The organism is Listeria grandensis FSL F6-0971 (assembly GCF_000525835.1).
In the GTDB taxonomy this organism is placed as follows: Bacteria; Bacillota; Bacilli; order Lactobacillales; family Listeriaceae; genus Listeria_A; species Listeria_A grandensis.
Genome location: NZ_AODD01000007.1, coordinates 69,658 through 95,435, shown reverse-complemented (window position 1 = coordinate 95,435; position 25,778 = coordinate 69,658). Strand labels below are relative to the sequence as shown.

At 42.9% G+C, this 25,778-nt stretch carries 22 protein-coding genes and 1 tRNA gene; 10 read left to right on the top strand and 13 right to left on the bottom strand.

Features of this window, described 5'->3' with window-relative positions; all coding sequences use genetic code 11:
• Positions 1-139: 139 nt before the first annotated feature.
• The 3 genes from PGRAN_RS06460 to PGRAN_RS06450 all read left to right on the top strand — a co-directional run bounded on the left by PGRAN_RS06460 (position 140) and on the right by PGRAN_RS06450 (position 1,866).
• Positions 140-565 carry an Rrf2 family transcriptional regulator gene (locus PGRAN_RS06460; protein WP_036065990.1) on the top strand — a complete coding sequence of 142 codons (426 nt, stop codon included), beginning with the start codon at positions 140-142 and terminating at the stop codon, positions 563-565.
• Between the two features lie 88 nt (positions 566-653).
• Positions 654-1,391 (top strand): SMI1/KNR4 family protein, encoded by a 738-nt coding sequence (locus PGRAN_RS06455; protein WP_036065989.1) that lies wholly within the window; start codon positions 654-656, stop codon positions 1,389-1,391.
• A gap of 1 nt (position 1,392) precedes the next feature.
• The gene (locus PGRAN_RS06450; RefSeq protein ID WP_036065988.1) at positions 1,393-1,866 is read left to right on the top strand and encodes a low molecular weight protein-tyrosine-phosphatase; all 474 of its coding nucleotides are present in this window, start codon (positions 1,393-1,395) and stop codon (positions 1,864-1,866) included.
• A 561-nt stretch (positions 1,867-2,427) separates the two neighbouring features.
• On the opposite strand, the gene PGRAN_RS06445 is transcribed toward PGRAN_RS06450, so the two are convergent.
• Positions 2,428-3,135: a DNA alkylation repair protein gene (locus PGRAN_RS06445; RefSeq protein ID WP_036065986.1), complete on the bottom strand. Its 708-nt coding sequence runs from the start codon at positions 3,133-3,135 to the stop codon at positions 2,428-2,430.
• Positions 3,136-3,365: 230 nt separating this feature from the next.
• On the opposite strand from PGRAN_RS06445, the gene PGRAN_RS06440 reads away from it, so the two are divergent.
• Positions 3,366-3,872 carry a hypothetical protein gene (locus PGRAN_RS06440; protein WP_149024000.1) on the top strand — a complete coding sequence of 169 codons (507 nt, stop codon included), beginning with the start codon at positions 3,366-3,368 and terminating at the stop codon, positions 3,870-3,872.
• A gap of 139 nt (positions 3,873-4,011) precedes the next feature.
• Here the strand turns inward: PGRAN_RS06440 and nfsA are convergent, their stop codons facing one another.
• The 4 genes from nfsA to PGRAN_RS06420 form a co-directional block, all read right to left on the bottom strand.
• Positions 4,012-4,749 carry an oxygen-insensitive NADPH nitroreductase gene (nfsA, locus tag PGRAN_RS06435; RefSeq protein ID WP_036065984.1) on the bottom strand — a complete coding sequence of 246 codons (738 nt, stop codon included), beginning with the start codon at positions 4,747-4,749 and terminating at the stop codon, positions 4,012-4,014.
• Between the two features lie 12 nt (positions 4,750-4,761).
• Complete coding sequence (gene trmL, locus PGRAN_RS06430; protein ID WP_036066005.1) at positions 4,762-5,271, bottom strand: tRNA (uridine(34)/cytosine(34)/5-carboxymethylaminomethyluridine(34)-2'-O)-methyltransferase TrmL; 510 nt, start codon at positions 5,269-5,271, stop codon at positions 4,762-4,764.
• Positions 5,272-5,276: 5 nt separating this feature from the next.
• Positions 5,277-6,401 (bottom strand): tRNA epoxyqueuosine(34) reductase QueG, encoded by a 1,125-nt coding sequence (gene queG, locus PGRAN_RS06425; protein WP_036066004.1) that lies wholly within the window; start codon positions 6,399-6,401, stop codon positions 5,277-5,279.
• Positions 6,402-6,654: 253 nt separating this feature from the next.
• Positions 6,655-6,725, bottom strand: a tRNA-Gly gene (locus PGRAN_RS06420).
• Positions 6,726-6,944: 219 nt separating this feature from the next.
• On the opposite strand from PGRAN_RS06420, the gene PGRAN_RS06415 reads away from it, so the two are divergent.
• The 6 genes from PGRAN_RS06415 (at position 6,945) to PGRAN_RS06390 (ending at position 13,453) form a co-directional block, all read left to right on the top strand.
• On the top strand, positions 6,945-9,002 hold the full coding sequence (locus PGRAN_RS06415; protein ID WP_036065983.1) for an ArnT family glycosyltransferase: 2,058 nt from the start codon (positions 6,945-6,947) through the stop codon (positions 9,000-9,002).
• Between the two features lie 5 nt (positions 9,003-9,007).
• The gene (gltA, locus tag PGRAN_RS06410) at positions 9,008-9,982 is read left to right on the top strand and encodes a glycosyltransferase GltA (RefSeq protein WP_036065981.1); all 975 of its coding nucleotides are present in this window, start codon (positions 9,008-9,010) and stop codon (positions 9,980-9,982) included.
• 149 nt (positions 9,983-10,131) lie between these two features.
• A complete protein-coding gene (locus PGRAN_RS06405) occupies positions 10,132-10,743 on the top strand; it encodes a TVP38/TMEM64 family protein (RefSeq protein ID WP_036066002.1) in 612 nt (203 codons plus the stop codon).
• Positions 10,744-10,752: 9 nt separating this feature from the next.
• The gene (locus tag PGRAN_RS06400) at positions 10,753-11,583 is read left to right on the top strand and encodes a helix-turn-helix transcriptional regulator (RefSeq protein WP_036065980.1); all 831 of its coding nucleotides are present in this window, start codon (positions 10,753-10,755) and stop codon (positions 11,581-11,583) included.
• 80 nt (positions 11,584-11,663) lie between these two features.
• Positions 11,664-12,893, top strand: a complete 1,230-nt coding sequence (locus PGRAN_RS06395; protein ID WP_036065979.1) for a multidrug efflux MFS transporter — start codon at positions 11,664-11,666, stop codon at positions 12,891-12,893.
• Positions 12,890-13,453: an isochorismatase family protein gene (locus PGRAN_RS06390; protein WP_036065978.1), complete on the top strand. Its 564-nt coding sequence runs from the start codon at positions 12,890-12,892 to the stop codon at positions 13,451-13,453. Before PGRAN_RS06395 ends, PGRAN_RS06390 begins: the two co-directional genes overlap by 4 nt.
• A gap of 61 nt (positions 13,454-13,514) precedes the next feature.
• Here the strand turns inward: PGRAN_RS06390 and PGRAN_RS06385 are convergent, their stop codons facing one another.
• The 8 genes from PGRAN_RS06385 to PGRAN_RS06350 all read right to left on the bottom strand — a co-directional run bounded on the left by PGRAN_RS06385 (position 13,515) and on the right by PGRAN_RS06350 (position 25,434).
• Positions 13,515-15,323: a glycoside hydrolase family 13 protein gene (locus PGRAN_RS06385; protein ID WP_036065976.1), complete on the bottom strand. Its 1,809-nt coding sequence runs from the start codon at positions 15,321-15,323 to the stop codon at positions 13,515-13,517.
• An 18-nt stretch (positions 15,324-15,341) separates the two neighbouring features.
• Positions 15,342-17,747 carry a glycogen/starch/alpha-glucan phosphorylase gene (locus tag PGRAN_RS06380; RefSeq protein ID WP_036065975.1) on the bottom strand — a complete coding sequence of 802 codons (2,406 nt, stop codon included), beginning with the start codon at positions 17,745-17,747 and terminating at the stop codon, positions 15,342-15,344.
• A 47-nt stretch (positions 17,748-17,794) separates the two neighbouring features.
• The gene (gene glgA / locus PGRAN_RS06375; protein ID WP_036065974.1) at positions 17,795-19,222 is read right to left on the bottom strand and encodes a glycogen synthase GlgA; all 1,428 of its coding nucleotides are present in this window, start codon (positions 19,220-19,222) and stop codon (positions 17,795-17,797) included.
• Positions 19,222-20,367: a glucose-1-phosphate adenylyltransferase subunit GlgD gene (glgD, locus tag PGRAN_RS06370; RefSeq protein ID WP_036065972.1), complete on the bottom strand. Its 1,146-nt coding sequence runs from the start codon at positions 20,365-20,367 to the stop codon at positions 19,222-19,224. The genes glgA and glgD overlap by 1 nt, the downstream gene beginning before the upstream one ends.
• On the bottom strand, positions 20,357-21,499 hold the full coding sequence (locus PGRAN_RS06365; RefSeq protein WP_036066001.1) for a glucose-1-phosphate adenylyltransferase: 1,143 nt from the start codon (positions 21,497-21,499) through the stop codon (positions 20,357-20,359). The genes glgD and PGRAN_RS06365 overlap by 11 nt, the downstream gene beginning before the upstream one ends.
• Before the next feature lie 2 nt (positions 21,500-21,501).
• Positions 21,502-23,463 carry a 1,4-alpha-glucan branching protein GlgB gene (glgB, locus tag PGRAN_RS06360; protein ID WP_241433294.1) on the bottom strand — a complete coding sequence of 654 codons (1,962 nt, stop codon included), beginning with the start codon at positions 23,461-23,463 and terminating at the stop codon, positions 21,502-21,504.
• Between the two features lie 229 nt (positions 23,464-23,692).
• Positions 23,693-24,688, bottom strand: a complete 996-nt coding sequence (locus PGRAN_RS06355; RefSeq protein ID WP_036065971.1) for a lipoate--protein ligase — start codon at positions 24,686-24,688, stop codon at positions 23,693-23,695.
• A 14-nt stretch (positions 24,689-24,702) separates the two neighbouring features.
• Positions 24,703-25,434: an MBL fold metallo-hydrolase gene (locus PGRAN_RS06350; protein ID WP_036065970.1), complete on the bottom strand. Its 732-nt coding sequence runs from the start codon at positions 25,432-25,434 to the stop codon at positions 24,703-24,705.
• Positions 25,435-25,778 lie beyond the last annotated feature (344 nt).

Sequence of the window (25,778 nt, the reverse complement as noted above, 5' to 3'; positions counted from 1 at the left end):
TAATGATTATAAACTAGTTTTTCCTATTTGTCCAATCGTGTTATGCCTCACAATCATTTGTACCACTCTGACTGAAATTAAAACATAGTTGACATCTGTTTGTTTTGTAACTACAATGGTTACAAAGGAGTTGGTTTGCATGAAAATAAGTAGTCGTTTTACAGTTGCTACTCACATTTTATCACTAATTGCTACCGAAGAGCTACCATTAACCTCCGAACAAATTGCAGGGAGCGTTAATACAAATGCTGTCGTGATCCGGCGCATTAGTGGCCAACTAAAAAAAGCTGGACTCATCGCTGTGAGAGCTGGAACCGGTGGGGCAACACTCCTTAAGCCGCTAGATGAAATTACACTGCTCGAAGTGTATAAAGCTGTGGATAGCGTTGCAGATGGTGAGTTGTTCCAGTTTCATGATAATCCGAACCCAAATTGCCATGTCGGTGCACACATTCAAACCGCGATGGAGAATACTTTACGTGAGGCTCAGCTAGCCATGGAAAACGTATTAGCAGATAAAACAATGGCTGACATTGTGAACGCAATTCGGCTAGAATTTACCTGAAACAATCGAATAGAATCATTTTTGATGTTCATCTGAGTCAAAAATGATTCTATTTGCTATACTATTTATAGAGAAAGAGGTGCATGGCATGGATATTTGGTTGCACGCGGCTCCTCCTGCTTCGGAAACAGAAATTGCGGCATGGGAGCATAAACATGGTGTTTCTTTACCTGATACTTACAAGGCATTGTTGCGCGTACATAATGGTGGTTTGCTTGCAAAAAATCATTTTCCCGTCGCAGAGCCTACTTCCTATGGACTGGCGGACGCTGAAATTTATACGTTCGCTGGCTTAGATGAACTTCAGATACGGATTCCCGAAGCACAAGATGTCGATTTACCCGGTGTCCAAGTTTATTTCCATCAAGATGGGCACCGTTACATTGGATTGGATTATCAAACCGCGGAACCTTGCGTGATTTATGTAGATTTTGAAACATTGCAAACGCTCATTGTAGCAGAAGATTTTGATCGTTTTCTTGCCTCGCTGTACTTCTCTCCTTTTGCGGTGAATATGGTGTACGAATATCCGCTTGAAAAATTGGACCAGATGCTGGCGATGGCCAATGTAGCGAAAACCTTGGAAATCTTGCAGTTGCTGGAGGATCGTGAAGAGAAAGACTGGTATTTGACGCATTTGGATCATTTACTCCATTCGAAAGAAGCGCCTTATCAACAAATTGGCATTACCTTGCTTGAAAATCAAATATATTATTTCAGACGAAAATTAGATCCCAAACGCGTTACGACTATGTTATCATGGCTTGAATCACAGCATTTTTGGCCAGAAAAAGTGGCAGAATTACGAAAAGAATGGGAGGATTAGAATGGTAGTTCGAGTATTGTTTGTATGTTTAGGGAATATATGTCGCTCTCCGATGGCAGAAGGGATGTTTCGCGCAAAAGTCGAAGCGGCAGGTTTAGGTGATCAGATCCGGATTGATTCCGCAGCAACAGGAAATTGGAATTTAGGCAATCCGCCACATCGCGGAACGCAACAGATCTTGACGAAACACGGTATCGATTATTCACAAATGCGAGCGCGACTTATCGGTCAGGAAGACTTTGCTGATTTTGATTATGTTATCGGTATGGATGGCTCGAATATGCAAGACTTAGAGGCTTTAAAACCAGCAGATAGCCCCGTTGTTTTGAAAAAGTTGATGGATTTTGTAGCAGTTGAGGAGACAACGGATGTTCCCGATCCGTATTACACAGGGAATTTCGACGAAACCGAACGACTCGTTAGCGCAGGTTGCGAAGGACTTCTTAATGCAATTCGAGAGCGTTTTTCATTATAGCAACAACTGATTTGTTTTAGTAAGTAAGAATAGTGGATAGTTTTCAATCATTTATTAATATATGCAAAGAGGTGACCTTATGACACTTGTTGTAAGGTTCTTCTTTTTGCCTGTGATAATAATGGACAATGTGATTGGGTGTATTCTGTTTCAAAATAATCATAGCGTTTGGAAATAAGTAAGTATAAACATATTGAATGCTACTTCCTACTCCATGAATAGTATAGACTTTGGATAGCTTATCTATGATTCCATCCATTCCCAAATATATGCGCCATATATGACTCTCGGAATGATAAAAAACATTATTATCTTCGCTCCAATTAATATTTTTGATTTAGTTGCCATAACAACATGCTGATACTGTCATCTTTTTATTCATAATGATTTCCAATCATTATGATAGTAATCCTGGCCACTTGTAACCTTGTTTGCATGTAGCAAGTATATAATAGTTTTATTGTACAGTATTAGCAATAAAAAAACTTTTTACCTCTATCTGATGTGATTATTTAACTATACATAGAACCATCGAAACAAATTTGATTTCACAAGACGTATCTAACAAATGGCGCGTTTCCGTTTTTTTCCGACACGGTCTTTTTCAATCACTTTTTCAATGTAGTCAGTTGCCAGTGGAACTTTACATGAGGTGTCACCCATATCTACGTGAACTTGGCCGATGTTTTTTGCAACAGAGATGGCTTTTTCAAGTAGAGGCGGGTAGTAGGTTCCGGTACAGATGACAAATTGATTCATCGTATATTTCACGCTGTTTTTGGCATCGTGAATATTTTTTTCGACATTTTCTAAAAGAGTGAACACCTCGACTTCGTTAATTTCCTCGTTCGGTGCCAGTGATAAATAATTAGCGTAACAGCTCCATCCAGTATCCACCATTCGTTCTTCGCTCGACGCCATCCATATTTTTGCGAGTTCGGTTGCGTATGGCGTTTCTGCTGCGAGGCTTGCTACGATAGCTTCGTTTATAGCGGGACAATTTGCAATTTCTGCCCAGTTTAGAAGTTCTTCTTTTGTAAGTTCTTTTGGATCAATGGTTAAGCCAGCTAAATACTGAGCATCATAATTCCCGGTCTCGAAAAGTTCTCGCGAAACATCTTGGTCCTTTATTTTTTTAACTAAAAATTTTTTCATGTCCCCGATTTTAACACCAAAAATGGGCTCGTTAGCGCCATGTTTACAGAGGGTGTTTTTTGTTTGCTCAGAACCGAGGAATTCGAGCTGCTGCATCACTTCATTTGTATTCATGTGGTCCTCCTTTTTGAACTTTATTACTTTATAGTATAGCGGAAATTTGGGCGGATAGCGAGCGAGTTGTGAAGGGAACTTTGAGCTCAGATTGATTTATATTTTCCAGACCAGAAAAGAATTATACGCAACATTACATATTGACAAAAGCACCCTTTCCGAGCATTCGATCTATACTGAAAGGAGACATGCTACACAAAATCTCCATAATTCCGACAATTCCGTGAACAATGGCTAACCAGCTATCTTTTTATGCGCCAAGACAGTATAATAAAAATAGAATGGTAGTATTAGAAAGTGAGGTATTCGTATGGTGCAAAAAAATTTTTCAATATGTCGAACAAAATAGAGAAAATATTGTTCGCTATTGGATTTCTACTTATTATACACAGACCGAAGAATATGCACAGCGAAAAGAATATGATGGATTCCTTATGACACAGGCGCAGGAAATCACACAACTCTTTCACACGGTCAATCAACAACTGCAGCAGAATTATGTCAGTACATCCGTCTTTCAAAATGTCGGAGAAGATCGAAAAGATATCGGAACGCCATTGTTAGAAACAGTTCACTGCTTCCATCTTGTCTTTACAGCTACACTGGAATATCTTTTTCAACAACTCCAACAAAACAAGTTCACATGCTCAAACTCCGCTTTATATCAATATACCTTGCTTCTTCGTAAACTAGAGATACAAGCCGAGCAAGATTTAATCCTTGGATATATGAAATAAGGGCTGGCATATTTAGACATATCTTCGCGCTATTTCCCTCTACAAGTACTAAAGAATTTGTTTTATAGACATCAAAATATACTAAGATGAGCAGGTAAAACCACGGTCATGGTCTTACCTGCTCATCTTAGTGTGTTTTCTATTTTGTTCCTAAATTTTTACTAGCTAAAAAGTCTTTCAAATCTTTCCTTGTTGGGTGTTTCAAACCGCGTTCAATTTGATCCGTCCAACCTTCCACACGCTTGCCACCAGTTCTAGCTGCATAGTAATCGCGGATGGTATCGTCATACATTTTGAAGTCATCCATTGTTTTTGATTGGAAATGATTTTCGTGATAAACAAGGGCTGTAGCAAGTCTCGGCTTCGGTTCTGAATTCGCCTTCGGATGTCCAATTGTCAAGCCAAATAGCGGTGTCGCATAATCTGGAATGTGCAACAACTCCGAAACTTTCGCAAGGTCGTTGCGAATGCCGCCGATATAACAAATACCAAAGCCCATCGATTCTGCAGCAATGGCCATGTTTTGTGCAGCCAATGTCGCGTCAACTGTTGCCACAAGTAGCCGTTCCATGGATGACAAGGAGTTCGTTTCCACGCCTCGCGCTTTACCAATTTCGTGATGCCGTGACAAATCCGCGACAAAAACAAAGAATTGTCCAGTCTGAACGACATAGTCCTGGTTCCCAGCAATGGCAGAGAGCTCCTGACGCAACTTTGTATCCGTGACACCGATTATGGAGTATGCTTGCACAAAACTTGATGTAGAGGCTGCCTGTGCGCTTTTAACGAGCAGTTCAATCTCACTTTTTGTCAATGCCTCTTTTGTGAATTCACGTACCGAATAATGACTCAGAATCCCCTCAATCGTTTCGTTCATCCCACTCATCCCCTAATCTTTAAAAATTTTACGATCATAGTGCGGCATCTGATCTAGCGCGCCGAACTGCTGTTGTCGCAAACATTCATAAATTAAAATAGCTGCCGTATTCGAAAGGTTTAGCGACCGAATATGATCCGTCATCGGAATCCGCAAACAAGTCTCCTCATGCGCCTCTAAAATGGCATCCGGCAACCCTGTCGTTTCCTTCCCAAAAATGAAAAAATAATCTTTGTCCGTATCTTGATAGTTGACATCACTGTACAAATGGCGTCCGAATTTTGTAATGAAATAAAATTCACCACCCTCATTTTTTTCAAAAAACTCCTCGATGGAATCATAGTAGTTCAATTTCACATGATCCCAATAATCAAGCCCTGCTCGCTTAAGCATCTTGTCATCCGTCGAAAACCCGAGCGGTCTAATTAAATGTAAGTACGTATCCGTTCCTGCACACGTTCTTGAAATATTACCCGTATTTGCCGGAATTTCTGGTTGATAAAGCACAATATGATTTGCCAATTTTTTCACCTTGCTCCTATTAAATTCTTTGCTCGCGTAATTTCTGCGAGTACTTCTGTATCTTGTTCTTCCGCTCGCAATAACGCCTGTTCTGCCTCTTCGCCGCCAATTTTTCCAAGCGCCCAGGCTGCCGTTCCCCGAATCACCGGACGCGGATCTTCTGTCATGCAACGAATGAGCTCGGGCACAGCCGTCTTATCCTTATAACGCGCAAGCACGATGATCGCATTGCGTTGGATCGGCTTTTTGCCACGCCAAGACCCAGCCATCGGACCAAATTTTTGCTTAAATTCTTTATTTGATATAGAAAGTAATGGCTTTAATTCCGGTTTCACAAGCTCTGGATCCGGCTCCATCGCTTCATGGAAATGAAAGTCATGTCCCCGATTGTACGGGCAAACAGACTGGCACGTATCGCAACCATATAATCGATTATGCAACACATCCCGATATTTTTCATCCAAAAAGCCTTTCGTCTGGCTCAAATAACTCAGACAAATCTTCGGATTCATCTTGCCTTCCCCGAGCAAACTCCCCGTAGGACAAGCCTCGACACACTTATTGCAATCGCCACACAAATCCCCCATCGGTTTATCCGACGCAAGCGGCAAATTCGTCAGCATCTCCCCTAAATAAATAAAAGAGCCAAATTCCGGCGATATCAAAAGCGTATTCTTGCCACGCCAACCAATGCCCGCTCGCTCTGCCACCGCCACATCAGAAAACTCGCCCGTATCTACCATGGATTTAAAACGAGCATCCGGAACTCGTTCTGCGATAAAAGCCTCCAGTAAGGTCAGTTTTTCGCGAAGCACCGTATGGTAATCCGTTCCCCATGAGGCACGCGAAAAAATGCCGCGCCTCGCTTCTTTTCTGCTCACCGGTTCATTCTTCATTTTTGAAGGATAGGCAAGCGCAATCGCAATAATCGACCGCGGCTCCTTAAAAATCAAGTCGGGATAAACACGTTCATCGATATTTGGATGTTCAAAACCAGTTAAAACATCCTCTTTCGCAGCGACTTCTAACCGCGCTTTCAATTCCAAAAAAGGATCAGCCGAAGCAAATCCTATTTTTTGAATACCTATTTCATCTGCATACGCGATGATGTCTTGTTTTAAGTCGTTCATATCTATATTTTGCAAGGTTCGCACCTCAGTTCTTAGTATCTTTTGACTTTTGGTAAGATGAAAATATGGCTTTAAGCAACCGGATCCAGCTTTGTTGTGGCTCTTATGAGGGTATCTTCCCGATCTAGAGCCTCCATATGTAGTCGAATGAAATAGGACTGCCTTCCTGTTACCCAATTCAGCATTTCGAGTAAAATAAAACGCAATGCTTCGCTTATAAAGGTCGAAACACTGCGTTGATAACATATTTAAGAGCGGGTGATGAGAATCGAACTCACGACAACAGCTTGGAAGGCTGTAGTTTTACCACTAAACTACACCCGCATAGTTTAGAACAATTTGTTCTAGCAACATTTAATATATTATCACTACTATAAGCATTTGGCAAGGGTTTTTTTGAAAAAAAATTTCAGATTATCTGCAATACTGTATCTATGCTTTATTCTGAAAATCCATATTTAAAACTAATTTCCCTAATTGTTCATTCTTTCTTCATATTTGCTAGATACACTTAGCTTATCAGTAATAAAGGAAGTGAATGGAATGGTGAAACAACGACGGATTGATTGGTATTTAATTGGTATAGCAGTACTCGCTGCGTTTCTTAATTTTGGGGGTGTATGGAATGATGATACGGTAAATCCCTATTATACGGCAGCTGTGACAAGTATGACGGAAAGTTGGTCGAATTTTTTCTATGGAGCGCTTGATCCTTCGGGGTTTGTGACAGTCGATAAGCCTCCTGTTGCGCTTTGGTTACAAACGATTAGTGCCCTTATTTTTGGTATTCACGGCTGGAGCGTTATTTTACCGCAAGCCCTCGCTGGTGTGGGCTCGGTCTTATTGCTTTATTTCCTCATAAAGCCGACGTTTGGCAAATGGGCAGCTCGGATTGCGGCGCTTGTTATGGCAACAACGCCGATTGCAGTAGCTGTGAGTCGGACGAATAACGTGGATAGCATTCTCGTCTTTGTCCTATTGCTCGGGACATGGACACTATTTAAAGCTGTGAAAAAAGGCAAAATTGGCTTCCTACTCCTTGCGTTTGCCTTGATCGGGATTGGCTTTAATGTCAAGATGTTGCAAGCTTATATGGTCGTCCCAGCCTTCTTATTGTTCTATTTCATTGTAGCAAAATGTAATTGGAAGAAAAAAGCACTTCATCTCGTCATCGCCCTCGTGATGATGCTTGGCGTTTCAGTTTCATGGGCCGTCATCGTGGATAACACCTCAGCAAGTGAGCGACCATACATCGGGAGCAGCCAAACAAACTCCGTGTTGGAACTCGCATTCGGTTACAATGGTATGGAGCGCTTATTAGGTCAAGAAACGGGAACAAATGCAAGCACGAATTCGCAAATGACTTCTCCAGGTTCCAGCTCAAACAATGATAATATCGCACCCGATGCATCAACAGAATCCGCTCAAAATGGCCAGTCGATGTCTGGTCAACCACCTCAGCCCCCAAATGGTGGTATGCAAGGTGGTGGCCCTAATGGAAATCGAGGTGGCGGCTCGAAAATGATGGGCGGAACGGGCATGTTTGGTACTGGTACAGCTGGTCCATTGCGTCTTTTCCAAACGGCGCTAGGCGATCAGATTAGTTGGTTATTACCAATGGCATTGTTTGGCATCGTAGCTATCTTTATCGCTAATTGGAGCCGCAAACGTCGCTTCTTCCAATGGAATACAGCACAAAAAGAAATGGCTTTTTGGATGGCATGGCTCATTCCAGTTGCAGGCTTCTTTAGTATCGCAGGCTTTTTCCACCATTATTATTTAATCATGTTAGCTCCTGCAATCGCAGCCTTAACTGGTGCTGGATTCATGGCGTTACTCCATTTATATCGTAAAAATACGGGCGTACCAGGTTATTTATTGCCAAGCGCAATTGTGGTGACAACTGCTTTACAAATGTTCTTTATCGCGCAATATTCAGTGCTTTGGATGGGTGTCGCAGGCGTTACCGGACTTGGGCTTGCCACAGTATTATTCATCCTCAAGCATCGACAACCTGCATGGACTTCTTGGATCGCCGTAGCTTCTCTCATCGCACTACTTCTCGCACCAACCTATTGGGCGTTAACCCCGATGATATACGGTGGCAATAGCGCGCTTCCTGAGGCTGGACCTCAACTAAAAACAAGCAGTGGTAGCGGCTTTGCTAATGCGACGATCAACGAAAAATTACTCGCTTATGTAGAGAAAAATAGTAACGGAACGGAATTCTTATTTGGTACCACAGACGCTTCTACAGCTGCACCTTACATTATTAAAACAGGCAAATCTGTCATGGCACTCGGCGGCTTCAACGGAACCGATCCAATTTTGACAGTAGATGAATTAAAACAAATGATTAAAGATGGAAAAATCAAGTACTTCTACTTACCATCGAATAATAAAGGTAGTAGCTCCGATGTTGTGAAGTGGGTTGAAGAAAATGGTACCAAAGTGAATAACTCTGAATGGAGCGATCAGACAACGGATGTGACGACGAGTGCAACAACGAGTCAGAATTTCCCAAGTCGCGGTGGCATGCAAGGCGGCCCTGGCGGCGGAAAATCTGGCGGTACGCTTTACAAGCTTAACGGGGAGGATTGAGTAGTATGACGACAAAAATATCTGTAGTTATTCCACTTTATAACGAAGAAGCAGTCATCGAGCAAACATATCATCGCTTAAAGAACGTGATGGAAGATTTGGCTATGGACTATGAACTCCTATTCGTCAATGATGGTAGTAAAGATGCCACTCCATCACTCGTTCAGGAGCTTAGCTTCACAGATCCACACGTCAAATGCCTTGTTTTTTCAAGAAATTTTGGCCATCAAATCGCGATTACAGCAGGCACGGACTATGCAAATGGGGATGCCGTTATTATTATCGACGCAGATTTGCAAGATCCGCCGGAGCTAATTCCAGAGATGGTGCAGAAATGGCAACAAGGCTATGATGTTGTCTATGCACAGCGAATCAAGCGTAATGGCGAAACCTTTTTCAAAAAATGGAGCGCGAAGATGTTCTACCGGGCGTTGCATAAATTAACTGATGTGGAGATTCCTGTTGATACCGGGGATTTCCGCCTCATGGATAAAAAAGTCTACAACGAGCTCAAAAAGCTAAACGAGAAAAATCCTTTTGTTCGTGGTTTGGTGAGTTGGCTCGGTTTCAAACAAACCGCCTTAGCATACGAGCGCGATGAACGGGCAGCCGGCGAAACAAAATACCCACTTAAAAAAATGTTAAAACTTTCTATGGACGGAATGACTTCTTTTTCGTACCAACCGTTAAAATTAGCAAGTTATGCCGGTGTAGCTTTGTCTGGCGCTGGATTCATCTATATGTTCATCATACTTTTCCAGACATTATTTACGAATACAACGGTAAGTGGTTGGTCTTCCATGATTATTATTCAACTTTTGTTTGGTGGCTTTGTCCTTATTATTTTAGGAATGATCGGTGAATATATTGGTCGAATTTATGATGAGGTCAAGGATCGTCCTTTGTATATCGTGGCTGAAAGTTATGGCTTTGAAGCATCTCGCATAAACAGTGAAGCCGTCCCCATCCTACATTTATGAACCAAAAAGCGAACTAGAGATTGATAAAACCGTATTTTCTCTCAACTGGAGAAAGTATGGTTTTGTTTTGGATTCAAGGCTTAAAACTGCATTTTATCGGGTATTGTGAGAAAATAATAGAAAACTGGTTTAGGGTGGGATAAACGATGATGGATTGGTATAACTCGTTGAAAGAGTTTTTCTCGTATGATAATATAATGCAATGGATGCAGTCCTACCGCGCTTTCGGGCCTTTGTTGGCGTTCTTTTTACCATTTATTGAGGCGTTTCTACCATTTTTACCGTTCTCTTTATTTGTTATTGTCAACGTGAGCGCATATGGGCTTGTTTGGGGATTTATCATTTCATGTTCTGCCGCCATACTTGGTAGTCTGTGCGTGTTTTGGATCGTGCGGAAATTTGGTCAGACTAGGTTTTTGCGGTTTATTACGCATCATAGGCATGTTCGCAAGGTTATGGACTGGATCGATGAACACGGGTTTGGTCCAATCTTCATTTTACTCGTGATGCCGTTTACGCCTTCTTCTGCAGTCAATGTTGTCGCTGCTTTATCGGAAATTCGTTTTTTCCAATTTTTGATGGCATTGATTGGCGGGAAGGTCATTAAAGTTTTTGCAATCAGTTATATCGGATATGATTTGCGTGATATTATACAACATCCTGTGAAACTACTGATTTTGATCGTGATTGTCGCTGTTTTATGGTATGCTGGCAAGCGGTTGGAGCGTTGGATGGGATCAAAAAAGAAAGATACAAACTAGGAGGACACGATGGGTATACAGGAGCTTTTTTTTCATATTCATTATTGCAACGGTGGCAAGACTAGTGGTTCGGGGATACTTGCGAAGAAGTTAACGAGAACATTGCAACATCATGAATTAGTCCTCGTTACTGGTGGCTCGGGAAAATATCGAATGGCAGATAAGGCATTAGATTTCCACGAAGGCATGCTTTTTTACATTCCGGCCAATGTTTGGCATTCGATCGAAACAAGCCAGGCGCGACCAGCATCATTTCTCACGGTACATTTCAGCTATGGGCGCGTTGGTTTCACTAATAATATGTGGACGATTGTGTCTGAAACGCAGCGGCTATCTTTACCACCAGTCTCTGTTTTGCAAGATTATTATGCTGTTAGTGAAGCATTTGAAAATGTAGTGATTCGCTGGCATGAAAAATTGCCTGGATATGAGTTTGTCGTGAAAACATTGTTTCAACAGCTATTAATCGTGATTGATCAAAACCTCCGAAAGCAACATAAAAACTATGCCACGAGCCTAAAAGTGGAGAAAGTGATTGATTATATGCGGCAACATATTCATGGAAATATCACGCTCAATGAACTGGCAGAACTTGTGCAGCTCTCCCCTGCATACTTGTCGCGTATATTCAAAGAAACAACTGGCTATCCTGTGATTGTCTTTTTTAATAAGATCAAGATAGATCTTGCGAAAGAGCTCATGATGGATGGGACAAAAAAGGTAAAAGATGTGGCACGCTTACTAGGTTTTACTGACGAATTTTATTTTAGTCGACTCTTCAAGCAACATGAAGGTATCAGTCCCACAGAATATTATAATAGAAATGTCCATGGTTTTTAATATTATGCATGGTTTCATGAGATTTTATCTCTTATAATTAAGTTGTTATTGTATAAGATAACTTGAGGAGATGGATTCACATGCCGATTTGGAAGAGAAATTTAATCGTTTGCTGGTTTGGAACGTTTGTGACTAGCATCGGTATGAGTCAAATTGCTCCTGTTTTACCGCTTTACATAAAGCATCTAGGCGTTGATAATGCAGCACTTGTGGCTCAGATATCAGGCTTAACGTTTGGAATCACCTTTATTATGTCAGCTATCTTTTCACCGATTTGGGGACAAGCGGCTGACCGTTTTGGTCGAAAACCGATGTTGCTTCGCGCCAGTCTCGGAATGGCCATTATTATTGGATGTATGGGATTTACGCACAATGTGTATGAACTGATTGCGCTCCGTACTTTGCAAGGCGTCGTAACTGGTTTTGCGACAGCTTGTACAGCGCTTGTGGCGACGCAAACCGATGAGGCACATGCTGGTTGGGCGCTAGGTACACTTTCGACGGGTGCCATTACGGGCTCACTACTCGGTCCGCTTGTTGGCGGCGTTATCGCAGAACATTTCGGCTTGCAAAATGTCTTTTTCATCACGGGTGGGCTGTTGTTCGTCGCTTTTATTTTGACGGCATTGTTTGTAAAAGAACATTTCGTGCGCACGGATAAAAAAGTGTTGAATACAAAAGAGATTTGGCGTGCATTGCCGAATAAGAGTTTTATTTTGACGATGTTTGTCACCTTCTTTACACTGACACTTGCGCTTTATTCGGTGGAACCAATCATCACGGTATACATGCAACAACTCGCCCACGGCACTTCACACATTGCATTTTTGTCTGGACTCGCATTTTCAGCATCTGGACTCGCAAGCATTATCGCAGCGCCACGCCTCGGTAAGCTTTCAGATCGAATTGGGGCACAACGCGTTATTTTTGTCGCACTGATTGTTGCAGGGATTGTTTTTATTCCCCAAGCCTTCGTTCGCAGTCCTTGGGAGCTGATCGCGCTTCGCTTTATTCTCGGACTCGCGGTTGCTGGGTTGAATCCTTCTGTTAATATTTTGATAAAAAAAATGACACCACCCGAATTCACTGGTCGTGTCTTTGGGATTACGAATTCAGCTGGGTATCTCGGCATCTTTACTGGTGCTGTATTCGGCGGTCAAATCGCGGCTTTGCTGGGCATACAGTATGTATTTTTCATCACTAGCGCCCTGCTTTTAGTCAACGCGATCTGGGTTTATTTTAAAGTGTTCAAAAAGCTTAATGCGCGTGAAATCACCGCAAACAAAACTTGGAGGGAACAAACAAAATGAATTTACAAATCGAAAAAACGGCACTTGTGTTAATCGACTTACAAAATGGTATTATCGGAAGAAATAGCGCACCGCATAGCCCCGAGGAGATCATTGAACGATCTCGGCAATTAGCTCAATCCTTTACGGAGAAAGGTGGTTTCATTGTTTTGGTGCGAGTCTCCTTTTTGGACGATAAAGATTCGTTAAATCCAACGACAGACGCACCAGCAAGTGCGGCAACGGCCTTTCCTGATGGCTGGGATGTTCTCGTGCCAGAACTTGCAGAGATAAAGGGAACTTACACGATGACTAAGCGGCAATGGAGTGCGTTTCATGGCACCGATCTCGACTTGCAATTGCGGCGTCGTGGAATTGATACGATTGTACTTGGTGGCGTATCGACCGGTATTGGCGTGGATACCACAGCGCGCGATGCTTTCCAACTAGGCTATGATCAGGTTTTTGTGGAGGACATTATGGGGGCTTCTGATAAAACGATGCATGATTACGTATGCCAAACTATTTTCCCGCGGATGGGCCGAATTCGTTCAACTGCAGAAGTCATTTCTAGTTTATAACAGCGAAAAAAGAGAAGGCTAGCGCTTATTGAAAAAACGCTAATCTTCTCTTTTCTTTTGCTTATACGAAAAAAAATCCATATGGTGCTATTTTGTTTTTTTGAATTTTGGCTGCCTGTACAATTGGAATCCAGTCTTCGCGCTGTGGATAAATTTTTGTAAGATCAATTTCTTGCTCTTGATGGGTTGGATTCATAATGAAAACATGCCAGTTATCCTCGTCTACGTGGCGAACAACACCGAATAATACACCGAGGGAAAATGGATGGTATTCCCCTTTTCGTAGCGCCTCGTTTGTATTGCGTAGCTTGATTGCTGCACGATAAAATTCGCTAATATCAGCGTCTTCGCGTCCCCACGGATAGAATTTGCGATTATCTGGATCTGCGCCGCCTGTCAGACCTACCTCGTCACCGTAATACACGCATGGCACCCCTGGCAAAACCATCAATAAGTAAACGGCCAATCGCAACTTTGCTTTATTTTCCAATAACATCGTGAAAATACGGGCGGTATCATGCGTTCCAATATTGTTCAAGTTTGCGGCGAGTGCCTCAGCAGGATAGTTTTCCTTAATTGCCATCGTTTTTTGTACTGCTTGCTGTGCTGTGAGATCCCCGTTCAACAAATCAATAATAATCTGTCGGAAAGGATAGTTCATCACGCCTTGCAGCATGCCCCCTTCCAAGTAGTGGCGCCTCTCATTATAAGCAATTTTATTCGTGGCATCCTCCCAGACTTCACCGATTAAAACGCGATCTGGATACTTTAATAATGTTTGCCGAATCCCACCAATAAACGCATCTGGAAGCTCATCCGCCACATCTAGCCGCCAACCAGCAACTCCGCGCGACGTCCAATGATCAATCACGCTGTCCTTATCCGCGTAAATTAACCGCTGAAAATCCGCATTCCGCTTGTTCACCACGGGCAGATTACTGACACCCCACCACGTATCGTACTGATCCGGGAAATTCTGAAAAGTAAACCAGTGATGGTACGGCGAATCCACGCTCTGATACGCACCAACCGAATCAAAATGGCCATTGCGATTAAAATAAATACTATCTTCCCCAACGTGGTTGAAAACACCATCCAAAATAATCCGCATGCCATGCTCGTTAGCCGCTTGAATCAATGCTGCAAAAATCGTCTCATCGCCGAACATTGGGTCTATTTTTTTGTAATCAGAGGTATCGTATTTATGATTGCTCTTCGCTTCAAAAATCGGGCTTAAATACAGACCCGTGATACCCAGCTCCTTCAAATAGCCCAACTTTTGCTGAATGCCATCTAAGTTTCCACCGAAAAATTCCCAGCGCACAATTTCGCCTTTGTCATTTTTAATATAATATGGTGTATCCTCTGTTCTTGCGTAAATAAAAGAATCAGGCTTTGGCACGCGCACATGGTCGTCTGCATTGAAGAAACGGTCGACAAAGATATGATAGAAAACCGCATTCTGATACCATTCCGGTGCTTTATCCGCATATTCAAAACAGGTCAACTGATACGTACAAACATCATCATAATTCTCAGTAAAAAAGCCTTCTCCGCCTTCCATACCACGATTATTAAAATAATATGTCGTCCGCACTTCCGTATCGAAGTTTTGCTGAATTTTGAAGTAGTAAAAATAAAGACCAGTCGCCGCATACGGTTTAAAAGAAACAATATACGCGATGCCTTGCTCATGCGTCATCTCAAAACTCTGTTCCTCCATACCATCTTTATGGATTTTCAGCTCTACTTTTGCAACGTAAGGAAGCGCGATATCGATCCGAAAATCGACCGTCGCGCTCGCATTCACTGCGCCAAAAGGCTGTTTATATAACGCATTCCACGAATCAAATACAACTACTTTCGCCATTATTTAAACTTCCTCTCGTCACAAATTTTTATTGTGATGCACATTCCAAATTTCATCCGCATAATTCATAATCGTATAATCCGACGAAAAATCTCCCGCGTTCGCAATATTTAACAGAGACATCTGATTCCATTTTTTGCGATCTCGGTATAGACCATCAATTCGTGACTGCGCCTGCACATATGAGTCATAATCCTTCAACACGAAATATTCATCATTATACTTCAGAAGCGAATCAAAAATCTCGCGCCCCTCTGCCTCTATGTTCGGAATCGTACCATCTACCAGTGCATCTATACAGCGCTTCAACCGTGGATTATGATCATAAATCTCATGTGAATGATACGAATTAGAATCGTAAAAATGATACAACTCCGCGTCCTGCATCCCAAACAATAACATGTTCTCGTCCCCGACTTTATCACGAATTTCCACATTGGCGCCGTCCAGCGTCGCAAGTGTGATGGCACCATTTAGCATCAATTTCATATTACTCGTCCCCGATGCTTCTTTTGTTACAAGCGAAATTTGCTCACTAATGTCCGCCGCTGGAATTATTTTTTCCGCTAGTGTCACACCGTAATTTTCCACGAACACGATTTTAATTTTGTTATCAATCGTCGTGTCATTGTTAATCATGTCTGCCGCAGCATTGATTAGTTTGATAATTTCCTTGGCGTAAGAGTAACTCGGCGCGGCTTTGGCACCGAAAATGAAGACGCGCGGCACGATTTCCTCACCTGACTGCGATTCTTTCAACTTCAAATACATCGATAAAATATGGAGTACGTTCAAGAGCTGGCGTTTATACGCATGAAGTCGCTTGATTTGGACGTCAAATACAGCATTCGGATCAATCTCGATGCCCATCGTCTCTTCCACATAGGCTGCCAAACGTTGCTTGTTCTCAAACTTCACTTGCTCTAATTTTTCAAGCAGTACGGAATCTTCTTTAAAAGCTTTCAATAAGTATAACTCATTCGGTTTTTTCTTCCACTCGGTACCGATATAATCACTGATCAAGTCGCTCAAACCTTCATTGCTAAGGAGCAACCAGCGGCGATGTGTAATACCATTCGTTTTATTATTAAATCTGGCAGGATACGCCAAATAAAAATCGTGCAAGGCCTTCTCTTTTAAAATATCCGTATGCAGTTTCGCAACACCATTCACGCTATGGCTACCAATAATCGCTAAATGCGCCATATGAATGATACCATCTTGAATAATCGCTGTTCGCTGCGTAAAATTCACGCCATAAAGCGGCGACATACTATCTAAATGACGGCGATTAATCTCGCAAATGATTTGATAAATCCGTGGCACTAGATTCGAAACCATCTGCTCTGGCCACTTCTCAAGCGCCTCAGCCATAATCGTATGGTTCGTATAAGAACACGTCTTCATCGTAATCGTCCATGCCGCGTCCCAACTCAAGCCCTCTTCATCTAGTAAAATTCGCATCAATTCAGGAATACACATCGTCGGATGCGTATCATTAATATGAATCGAAATCTTCTCTGCTAAATGCTCCATTGGCACGCCTAACTTCCGGTAATAACGAATAATGCTCTGCACGCCCGCCGACACGAAAAAGTATTCCTGTTTCAGGCGCAACAACCTGCCATCATAATTCGAATCATCCGGATAGAGCATTTCCGAAATACTATGAATCGATTTCCGACGCTCCTCCGAAAAGTAGTCCATCTCTTCGCTCGGTGGAATCTCAGCAGACCAAAGTCGCAAATTGTTGACCGTGTCATTTTCATAACCCGTCATCGCCGTATCATAGGGCACCGCTAAAATATCTTCTGTGTGCGAATAAACTGGTTTGATTTGACCATTCGCGTCCTCTTCCAAATGCACATCTCCGAAAAAGCGCACAATTTCCGCCTTATTTTCGCGCCTCGTTTCCCACACATTCTCATGTCTCAACCAGTCATCCGGTAATTCGACCTGGTAACCATTCACAAATTTCTGCTTAAACAGCCCATAACGATAACGAATTCCATTCCCATTTCCTGGAACATCACAAGTTGCCATCGAATCCATAAAGCAAGCCGCCAAACGCCCCAAACCACCATTCCCTAAACCTGGATCAGCCTCAATCGCTTCTAACTTAGCAAAATCGACACCAAGCTCGGCCAAACCTTCACGCACCTTGTCCAAAATACCTAAATTCAACAAATTGCTTTTTAATAACTTCCCAGGTAGAAATTCAATCGAAAAATAGTAGACTTGCTTTGCTTGATCCTGCTGATATTCTTTTTTTGTTTGCATCCAATTTTGAGCCGTGTAATCCTTCACTACACTCCCCAACGTGATGTACTGTTCCAAGGGCGTCAAATCATGAATTTCAGAGGCATAAAGGCTCGTCAATGAACGCCTATACTCTTTCTTAAAATGCTCCTTACTAATTTTCAATATGATTCCTCCTTATCGGGTCTGTAAAGCTATGCCTTTTCCTAACATCAATATTCCTCGTAGATACCCTTGTACTTTTTGGCTGAAGCTTCCCAGCTATAATCCTTGTCCATCGCCTGTCCTACAATTTGTTGCCACACAGCAGGTTCCTCTTGGTAGACATCAATCGCCATCGACAATATATTTCTGAAAACACTTGCCTCATACTTGTTAAAACTAAAGCCCGTGCCCTCATTCGTATATTGATTAAACGGCGTCACGGTATCCTTCAAACCACCTGTTTCATGTACGACTGGAAGCGTCCCATAGCGCATCGCAATCAGCTGTGAAATCCCACATGGCTCAAACCATGAAGGCATCAGCAGTATGTCTCCCGCCGCGTAAAGCTGTTGCGCAAAACCGATATCAAAATCAATATTCGCCGACATTTTCTCTGGATAAACGTGTGCAAAAAAGCGATATGAATCTTCAAAGCTCTGCTCACCCTTGCCGAGCACAGCGACTTGAATATCCTTTTGAAGCAACTCATCTAGGCTTGCTTCAAGTAGATGGCATCCTTTTTGATGTGTCAGTCGCGAAACCATGATGATAAGCGGAACATCTGCACGCACGGGCAAACCGAGCCGTTTTTGCATCGTAGCCTTGTTCGCCGCTTTCCCAGACAAATCTGCTTTCGTAAAATGATTCGGAATCAGTGGATCACTTATCGGATCATTCAACTCCTGATCGATTCCATTCAAAATCCCCGACAACTTCCAGGCGTTGGCTCGCAGTAATCCATCCAAGCGTTCCCCATAAAGCGGCGTCTGAATCTCCTTGGCATACGTCGGACTCACCGTCGTGATTCTGTCTGCAAACTGAATCGCACCCTTCATAAAATTCACGTTATCATAGTACTTTATCCCGTCCTCATGCCACGTCTGCCATCCAATTCCAAGCAATTCTTCCAACACTTGTGGCGAGTAAATCCCTTGGAATTGCAAATTGTGAATCGTTAGCACCGTCCGAATGCCTCGATACGCCTCAATCCAATCATATTTATCAGCAAGAAGTAACGGGATAATCCCCGTGTGCCAATCATTCACATGCAACCAATCTGGAATAAAGTCAATTTTCTCCATCATTTCACAAACCGCCATCGAGAAAAACGCATAACGCTCCGCATCATCATAGTCCCCATACACATTAGGTCGATCAAAATAATACAGATTATCTATAAAATAAAATCGTACGCCATCACGCATCAACGTTTTCACACCGCAAAACTGCTTGCGCCAGCCAACATCGATCGTAAACTGCGTCAGATCCTCCATCTCCGCCTTCAATTCTTCCGCTATCTTCGTATGAAACGGCAACACGACCCGAATATCAACACCTTGTTTCACGAGTTCTTTCGGCAAGGCATACGCCACATCCGCTAGTCCGCCGACCTTCACAAAAGGAAACACTTCTGCTGCTGCAAATAAAACTTTCATTACACTTCCGCTCCTCTGTTGGCCTCAATCTGTTCATCTTTTTTCACAACAATCGGTTGCTCTTTCGTGCCGATTAATTCGACACCTGGTGCAATTACGCTCTTCTTATCCGCGATCACATACTCTAGCCTAGCACCCGCACCAACCTTCGCGCCCTGCATAATCATCGAATGCTTCACATCTGCACCCGCATCCAATGTTACATTCCGGAAGATCAACGAATGCGTCGCTGTTCCCCGCAACAAACAACCATTGGCAACAAGACAATCCGTAATATCCGATTCTTCCGCATAAAACGTCGGTACCTCATTTTTAGCCTTCGTATGGATTTTTTGATTTTCTTGGAACAATCCCGTTAAATCACGGTCATCCAGCATATCAAAATTCCCCTCAAAATACGAGTTCACCGAATAGATTTGGCGCATGTAGCCCGTGTACTCAAAACCATTGGCATTCGTGTGCTCCACAGCCTGCTTCATCACCGCATCCAACGAGAAATCCCGACCTGTTTCCCGGTAATTTTCAAGCAGTTTTACCAACAACTCCTGTTTCAACAAATAGATCTCCAAGCTAAGCGCGCTGTGCTCCGCCACTTGCTCTGTTTTCTCAACGACCGTATTCGCCAAAATCGCACCTTCCGGACTGAGTTCAAACGTCGTCAAATGTTCATGATCTAAAGGCTCAATCGGTGTCGCAATTCGTTTATAAACGACCGTCACATCCGCATCCTGCTGCTTATGATGCTGTAAAACTGCCTTTAAATCGATATTACAGATCATCTTGCTGCCCATTATCACGACATATTCCGTCGCCGATTTCGTCAAGAAGTTCAGACTATTATCATAATTCTCCTGCGAAAAGTCATCCGCATTTCGCTCATCAAATACGAACAAACCGCCATACATCGTGTTCAAATCCCATTCCTTACCACTTCGAATATGGTCAAACAACGACCGATTATTCTCGTTCAAAAACATCGCAATCGTATTAATTCCCGCATTGGTCATATTCGATAACGGGAAGTCAACCAACCGGTAACGACACGCAAAAGGCATCGCAGCAAGAGGCCGGTTTTTCGTCAAAGGCTGTAATCCTTCTTTAATTTCCGACAAATTTAAGATCCCACAAATTTTATTAGCCTTCATCTTCCGACACTCCAATCATCTCATGGTGGCCGACAACTTCAATCTCGTCCCCACCTATAATTTCCACATGATCCGCAATAACCGCATTTTCCCCAACGATCGCCCGTTTTAACACCACATTTTTCCCAATCACCGAATTTGGCATGATGATACTATCCTCAATCACACTATTCTCGCCAATTTTGACATTTTGCGACAAGATCGAATGCTTCACCTGACCATTAATATAACAACCATCGACGATTAGAGCATTCTTCACATCGGCCTGTTTCGTAATATGTTGCGGTGGCGCGATTGGATTTTTCGAGTAAATCCGCCATTCCCGGTCGCGGATATTGAGCTCATGACATGGATCGATAAACTCCATGTTTGCCTCCCAAAGGCTCGAAATCGTTCCAACATCCTTCCAATACCCAGAGAACCGATACGCAAAAATGTGCTCTCCATTATTCAAATAAGCCGGTACGATATTTTTACCAAAGTCGCTCATATCAATATCTTTCGTCTGGCCTTCTTTCAAATATTGCTTCAAAAGACTCCATTTAAAAATATAGATCCCCATCGATGCCAAGTTGCTTTTCGGCTCCGCTGGTTTCTCATCAAATTCAATAATTCGCTCTGTATTATCCACGTTCATAATTCCGAATCGCGATGCCTCTTCCATTGGCACCTCAATAACCGCAACCGTTAACGCCGCATTTTTCGCCTTATGGTAATCGAGCATTTTCTCGTAATCCATTTTATAAATATGATCCCCCGACAAAATCAATACATACTCCGGATCATGACTATCAATGAAACTCACATTTTGATGAATCGCGTGCGCCGTTCCTTTAAACCACTTTTCCCCTTCTAAACTGAGATGCGGTTGCAAAATCGTCACGCCACCACTCTTATAATCCAAATCGAAATAAGAACCATCTCCAATATGTTCATTCAACTCCAGTGGCTGATACTGTGTCACCACACCGACCGTATCAATCCCCGAATTCGAACAATTACTGAGCGAAAAATCAATAATCCGGTATTTCCCACCAAACGAGACAGCCGGTTTTGCCATTGTCTTCGTTAAATCACCGAGCCTTGAGCCTTGTCCACCTGCTAAAATCATTGCAATCATGTCATTTTTCATCATTATCTGGGTCCGCCTTTTACTAACGAATCCCTTTCACCGCCCTTTTTATATCCTTTTATTCGTTTCGGCTTAATAATCAGTACACTCATCGCTGGTAAGATTACTTCTATACTAAATGGTTGTCCATTATGTCCCTCATCCATCGTACGCATTTCCGGTTGCGCGACATCCCACGTTCCACCAAACTCACGCGACTCCGTATTCAGCAATTCTGTATAAACGCCCTCATAAGGCACACCAATCCGCACGTGTTGCCTTTCTACTGGGACAAAATTACACGCCACAATCAGCAACTCACGCGGCTTCACACCCTGGCGAATAAACGTCAAAATCGACTCATCGCGATTATCCGCATCCAAAATCGCCATTCCTTCTGGCACATGATCCTGCTCAAATAGCGCACGATGATCCACATACAACTCATTTAGCGTCTGCACAAAGAACTGGTACTGATGATTCAAATCTTGTTTCAAATCGGCCCATTCCAATTCCTCCGCAAACTTCCATTCCAAAAACTGCCCCGTCTCGTTACCCATAAAATTCAACTTTTTACCTGGATGAGTCATCAAAAATGCCTCTAACGTTCGGAGACCAGCAAACTGGTTATATCGATCACCCGGCATCTTGTGCATCATCGATTTCTTGCCGTGCACCACCTCATCGTGGGACAACGCCAAGATATAATTTTCCTTAAACATGTACATAAACGAAAACGTGACAAGGTTAAAATGGTCCTTACGAAACAACGGATCCATCTCGAAAAACTTCAAAATATCGTTCATCCATCCCATGTTCCACTTATAATTAAAGCCGAGCCCATTCGCGTCCACCGGCATCGTCACATTCGGATACGCCGTGCTTTCCTCTGCGATCATCAACAAATCTGGATACCGTTTAAAAACCTCCGTGTTCAACTTTTGCACAAAAGCGATGCCAGCCTTGTTCAAGTTGTTCCCGTCCTCATTTGCTTCCCAATACCCCTCATCATAATCCAAATAAATCATCGCCGACACCGCGTCGACACGCAATCCATCCAAATGACACATCTCAATCCAAAACAACGCATTCGAAATCAGAAAACTGTGCACCTCGGCCTTTGACAAATCAAAATTGAGCGTCCCCCAGCGCACATTATCCGCCTGAAACGACTTCCAATACTCAAATTGTGGCGTCCCATCAAAATAGGCCAACGCATTATCATTTCTACAAAAATGGCCTGGAACCCAATCCATAATCACACCAATGTTCGCCGCATGGCAGGCATCCACGAAGCCCATAAATTCCTCCAAACTCCCGTAACGCGCCGATAACGCATAATAACCCGTGATCTGATAGCCCCATGACGCGTCTAACGGATGTTCCATGAGCGGCATAAACTCAATATGCGTAAATCCCATCTCCACCACATACGGAATCAACATCTCCGCCAACTCTCCAAACGTATAAAATTCCACATCTGAGTCTTTCGGCTTGCGCCACGATCCAGCGTGTACCTCATAAATATTTAGTGGTGCCTCATACACCGATTTCCGTTTTCGTTTGGCCATCCAGCGTCCGTCCGACCATTTAAAATCAGGCAACTTCGTCACAACAGCCGCATCTTTTGGTCGTGTCTCAAACGAAAACGCGTACGGATCCATCTTCAATTTCTGATGCCCCTTTTGATCCACAACGAGTACCTTATAATGCTGTCCATGCTTTGCCGAAAGCGAAAACCCTTCCCAGATCCCCGTTTCCCCCTTTTTCTCTAACTTCAATCCTGTCTCCCAATCACAAAAATCACCCACGATGGCAATTTCACGCGCATTCGGAGCCCAAACTCGAAATGAAAAACCCTCATTCCCAGACGCATCCACTGCAAACTGACATCCCATAAGCTGATAACTTTGAAAATGATTCCCCGTATTAAATAAATATGTATCCGCTTCTGACATGTTTCCGATCTGCAATTTATTGCTCACTTCATCACTCCCTTTTTGAATAATCTGTTTTTTTATCTTTCTTAAAACAAAAAATCATTCTGCCGTGTTCAGATATGAAGTAAATCGAAAACTGTCAAACAAGTTTTCTTACCTCTAATATACCAGATTTCCCGCTAATTTGAAAATAATACCACCGTTCGAAAGTTAACATTTTTCCAGATTCCAAAAAAAGAGCGCAAACCATCTGGCTCGCACTCTTTTTCATCACTTAATACACTAAATCTAAAAAATCTTCCATCGTTATATTACCGAAATAATGCTTCATATCCGTCCCTTTTAACGCCGCTTCTATTGCTTCGCGCTCGTAATTCACCCCGCGAAGCTTATCCTCGATTTCCGTGACATCGCCAACACCGAAGAAATCACCAAAAATTTTCACATCTGCAATCACACTTTTCACGACATCCAGACGCACATCAATGCCGCCAACTGGGAAACGCTTCGTCCGCTCCAAGTTAAACTTCGGCGACTTTCCGTAATTCCAATCCCAATTGTTGTAACGCTTCGCAGAAATCGCATGAATCTTTGCCCAATCCGCTTCCGTGAGCACATACTCCTTCACATCCGCCACATCCGATACCTCAAAAAGATCCAATAACAGCAAATCGCGGAACGCTTCTGTCGTCATTTTTTGCTCCATGAATTCCGAAATGTTGGCAACACGGCTACGCACCGACTTAATGCCCTTCGATTCAATCTTGTCCTTGCGCACCTTCAGCGATGCCACCACATGATCGATATTCAAATCAAACATCAACGTCCCGTGTGAAAACATCTTGCCCTTCGTTGCAAACTGTGCATTTCCAGACACCTTAAAACCATCGATCAGCAAATCATTGCGACCTTTTAGCTCCGCATTCACGCCCTGCTTTTTCAGAGCCGTTACAATCGGTTGCGTAAACTTGGCAAAGTTATGGAACGAATCACCGTCATCCTTCGTAATAAAGCTGAAATTCAGATTGCCCTCATCATGATACACCGCGCCACCGCCCGATAAACGACGCACAACCTTGATATTATTTTTGGCGACATAGTCTGTATTAATTTCCTCAATCGTATTCTGGTTACGCCCAATAATGATCGACGGCTGATTAATATAGAAAAGCAGCACCGGCTCGTCCAAATCAAGCTCCGTCAAAATAAATTCCTCCACCGCCAAATTAATCGTTGGATCTAACATATTCTTATTATCTATAAAATACACGCCTTATTTCCTCCTTAAAACTCGATAATCAAGCCCTTTTCAGCCAACACAATCTGTCCATCAAATGCCGACGCCGCTTCCGACTTCAGCGTTGCCAACTCCCCAAACTGCGGCAAATGCGATAACAATAGCGTCGTCACACCAGCATCTTGCGCCAGTTTGCCAACCTCCGTGCTCGCCATATGAATCTTGCTCGTCCCAGCCAACTCTTTATAGAAATTCGTATCCGCCATCAATAAATCCGCACCCTTCGCAAAAGGAACAAACGACTCCTGATAGGCAGAATCCGCCGTGAATACAAACACCTTCCCGTTCGCCTCCATTCGCATCGCATAACAAACAACCGGATGCACCGTCTTCAAAAACGTGATTGTAAAAGGCCCCACATGGAGCGGCTTACTCGGATCATAAGCAATACCCTCCGACACATTCGGCATCGAAAGATAAGAGAAGCCACGCGCATCCTCCTCATGCCCATACATCGGCAAGACCGGCACATCCCTGTTCATCCCACCAATCAATCGATAATGCTGCATAATCCCAACATCCGCGACATGATCCGGATGATAATGCGAAATAATCGCCGCATCAATCTCATTTGGATCGACATAATTTTGCATAATAGAAACGGCACTCGCACCGACATCAATCAATAGCTTAAACCCATCCTCTTCCAATAAATAACTCGACGTTCCCTCATCCACTTTCGGATAGCCGCCCCAATGACCAAACACAGTCAACTTCATGCCACCACGTCCTCTCTCGATTTAGCTTACCTTTTTATCATACACTAAAATGGACAGGGAGAACAGATTTTGCGACTGAAAAAAGCACGCCGATTTTGTGGCATACTCTCATTTTTAGTACCTATTCAATTTGTGTGAAGGCCGCGCTTCATTCTTCCTAACAAGTATCCTCTACCATGTAAAATTTCCTGTCACTTTTCTTTAAATCTATAAATTGACGTGATAGATAACATTATACAAGTAGCTACAGGTATACCAATTGATGTGAACCAAGTACTACTGAAAACAAACTTCAAAACTAAAAAGAAAATTATAGATGAAATTAAAATGCCTTTTGTATAGGA

What these genes read in the sequence shown, in the direction of transcription:
- PGRAN_RS06365 (WP_036066001.1), bottom strand. Translation starts at nt 21,499, where the DNA reads ATGAAAAATGACATGATTGCAATGATTTTAGCAGGTGGACAAGGCTCA.
- gltA (WP_036065981.1), top strand. Translation starts at nt 9,008, where the DNA reads ATGACGACAAAAATATCTGTAGTTATTCCACTTTATAACGAAGAAGCA.
- PGRAN_RS06455 (WP_036065989.1), top strand. Translation starts at nt 654, where the DNA reads ATGGATATTTGGTTGCACGCGGCTCCTCCTGCTTCGGAAACAGAAATT.
- PGRAN_RS06390 (WP_036065978.1), top strand. Translation starts at nt 12,890, where the DNA reads ATGAATTTACAAATCGAAAAAACGGCACTTGTGTTAATCGACTTACAA.
- queG (WP_036066004.1), bottom strand. Translation starts at nt 6,401, where the DNA reads ATGAACGACTTAAAACAAGACATCATCGCGTATGCAGATGAAATAGGT.
- PGRAN_RS06385 (WP_036065976.1), bottom strand. Translation starts at nt 15,323, where the DNA reads ATGGCGAAAGTAGTTGTATTTGATTCGTGGAATGCGTTATATAAACAG.
- glgD (WP_036065972.1), bottom strand. Translation starts at nt 20,367, where the DNA reads ATGAAGGCTAATAAAATTTGTGGGATCTTAAATTTGTCGGAAATTAAA.
- nfsA (WP_036065984.1), bottom strand. Translation starts at nt 4,749, where the DNA reads ATGAACGAAACGATTGAGGGGATTCTGAGTCATTATTCGGTACGTGAA.
- PGRAN_RS06445 (WP_036065986.1), bottom strand. Translation starts at nt 3,135, where the DNA reads ATGAATACAAATGAAGTGATGCAGCAGCTCGAATTCCTCGGTTCTGAG.
- PGRAN_RS06400 (WP_036065980.1), top strand. Translation starts at nt 10,753, where the DNA reads ATGGGTATACAGGAGCTTTTTTTTCATATTCATTATTGCAACGGTGGC.
- PGRAN_RS06460 (WP_036065990.1), top strand. Translation starts at nt 140, where the DNA reads ATGAAAATAAGTAGTCGTTTTACAGTTGCTACTCACATTTTATCACTA.
- PGRAN_RS06395 (WP_036065979.1), top strand. Translation starts at nt 11,664, where the DNA reads ATGCCGATTTGGAAGAGAAATTTAATCGTTTGCTGGTTTGGAACGTTT.
- PGRAN_RS06450 (WP_036065988.1), top strand. Translation starts at nt 1,393, where the DNA reads ATGGTAGTTCGAGTATTGTTTGTATGTTTAGGGAATATATGTCGCTCT.
- PGRAN_RS06350 (WP_036065970.1), bottom strand. Translation starts at nt 25,434, where the DNA reads ATGAAGTTGACTGTGTTTGGTCATTGGGGCGGCTATCCGAAAGTGGAT.
- PGRAN_RS06440 (WP_149024000.1), top strand. Translation starts at nt 3,366, where the DNA reads ATGGCTAACCAGCTATCTTTTTATGCGCCAAGACAGTATAATAAAAAT.
- glgA (WP_036065974.1), bottom strand. Translation starts at nt 19,222, where the DNA reads ATGAAAGTTTTATTTGCAGCAGCAGAAGTGTTTCCTTTTGTGAAGGTC.
- PGRAN_RS06415 (WP_036065983.1), top strand. Translation starts at nt 6,945, where the DNA reads ATGGTGAAACAACGACGGATTGATTGGTATTTAATTGGTATAGCAGTA.
- PGRAN_RS06405 (WP_036066002.1), top strand. Translation starts at nt 10,132, where the DNA reads ATGGATTGGTATAACTCGTTGAAAGAGTTTTTCTCGTATGATAATATA.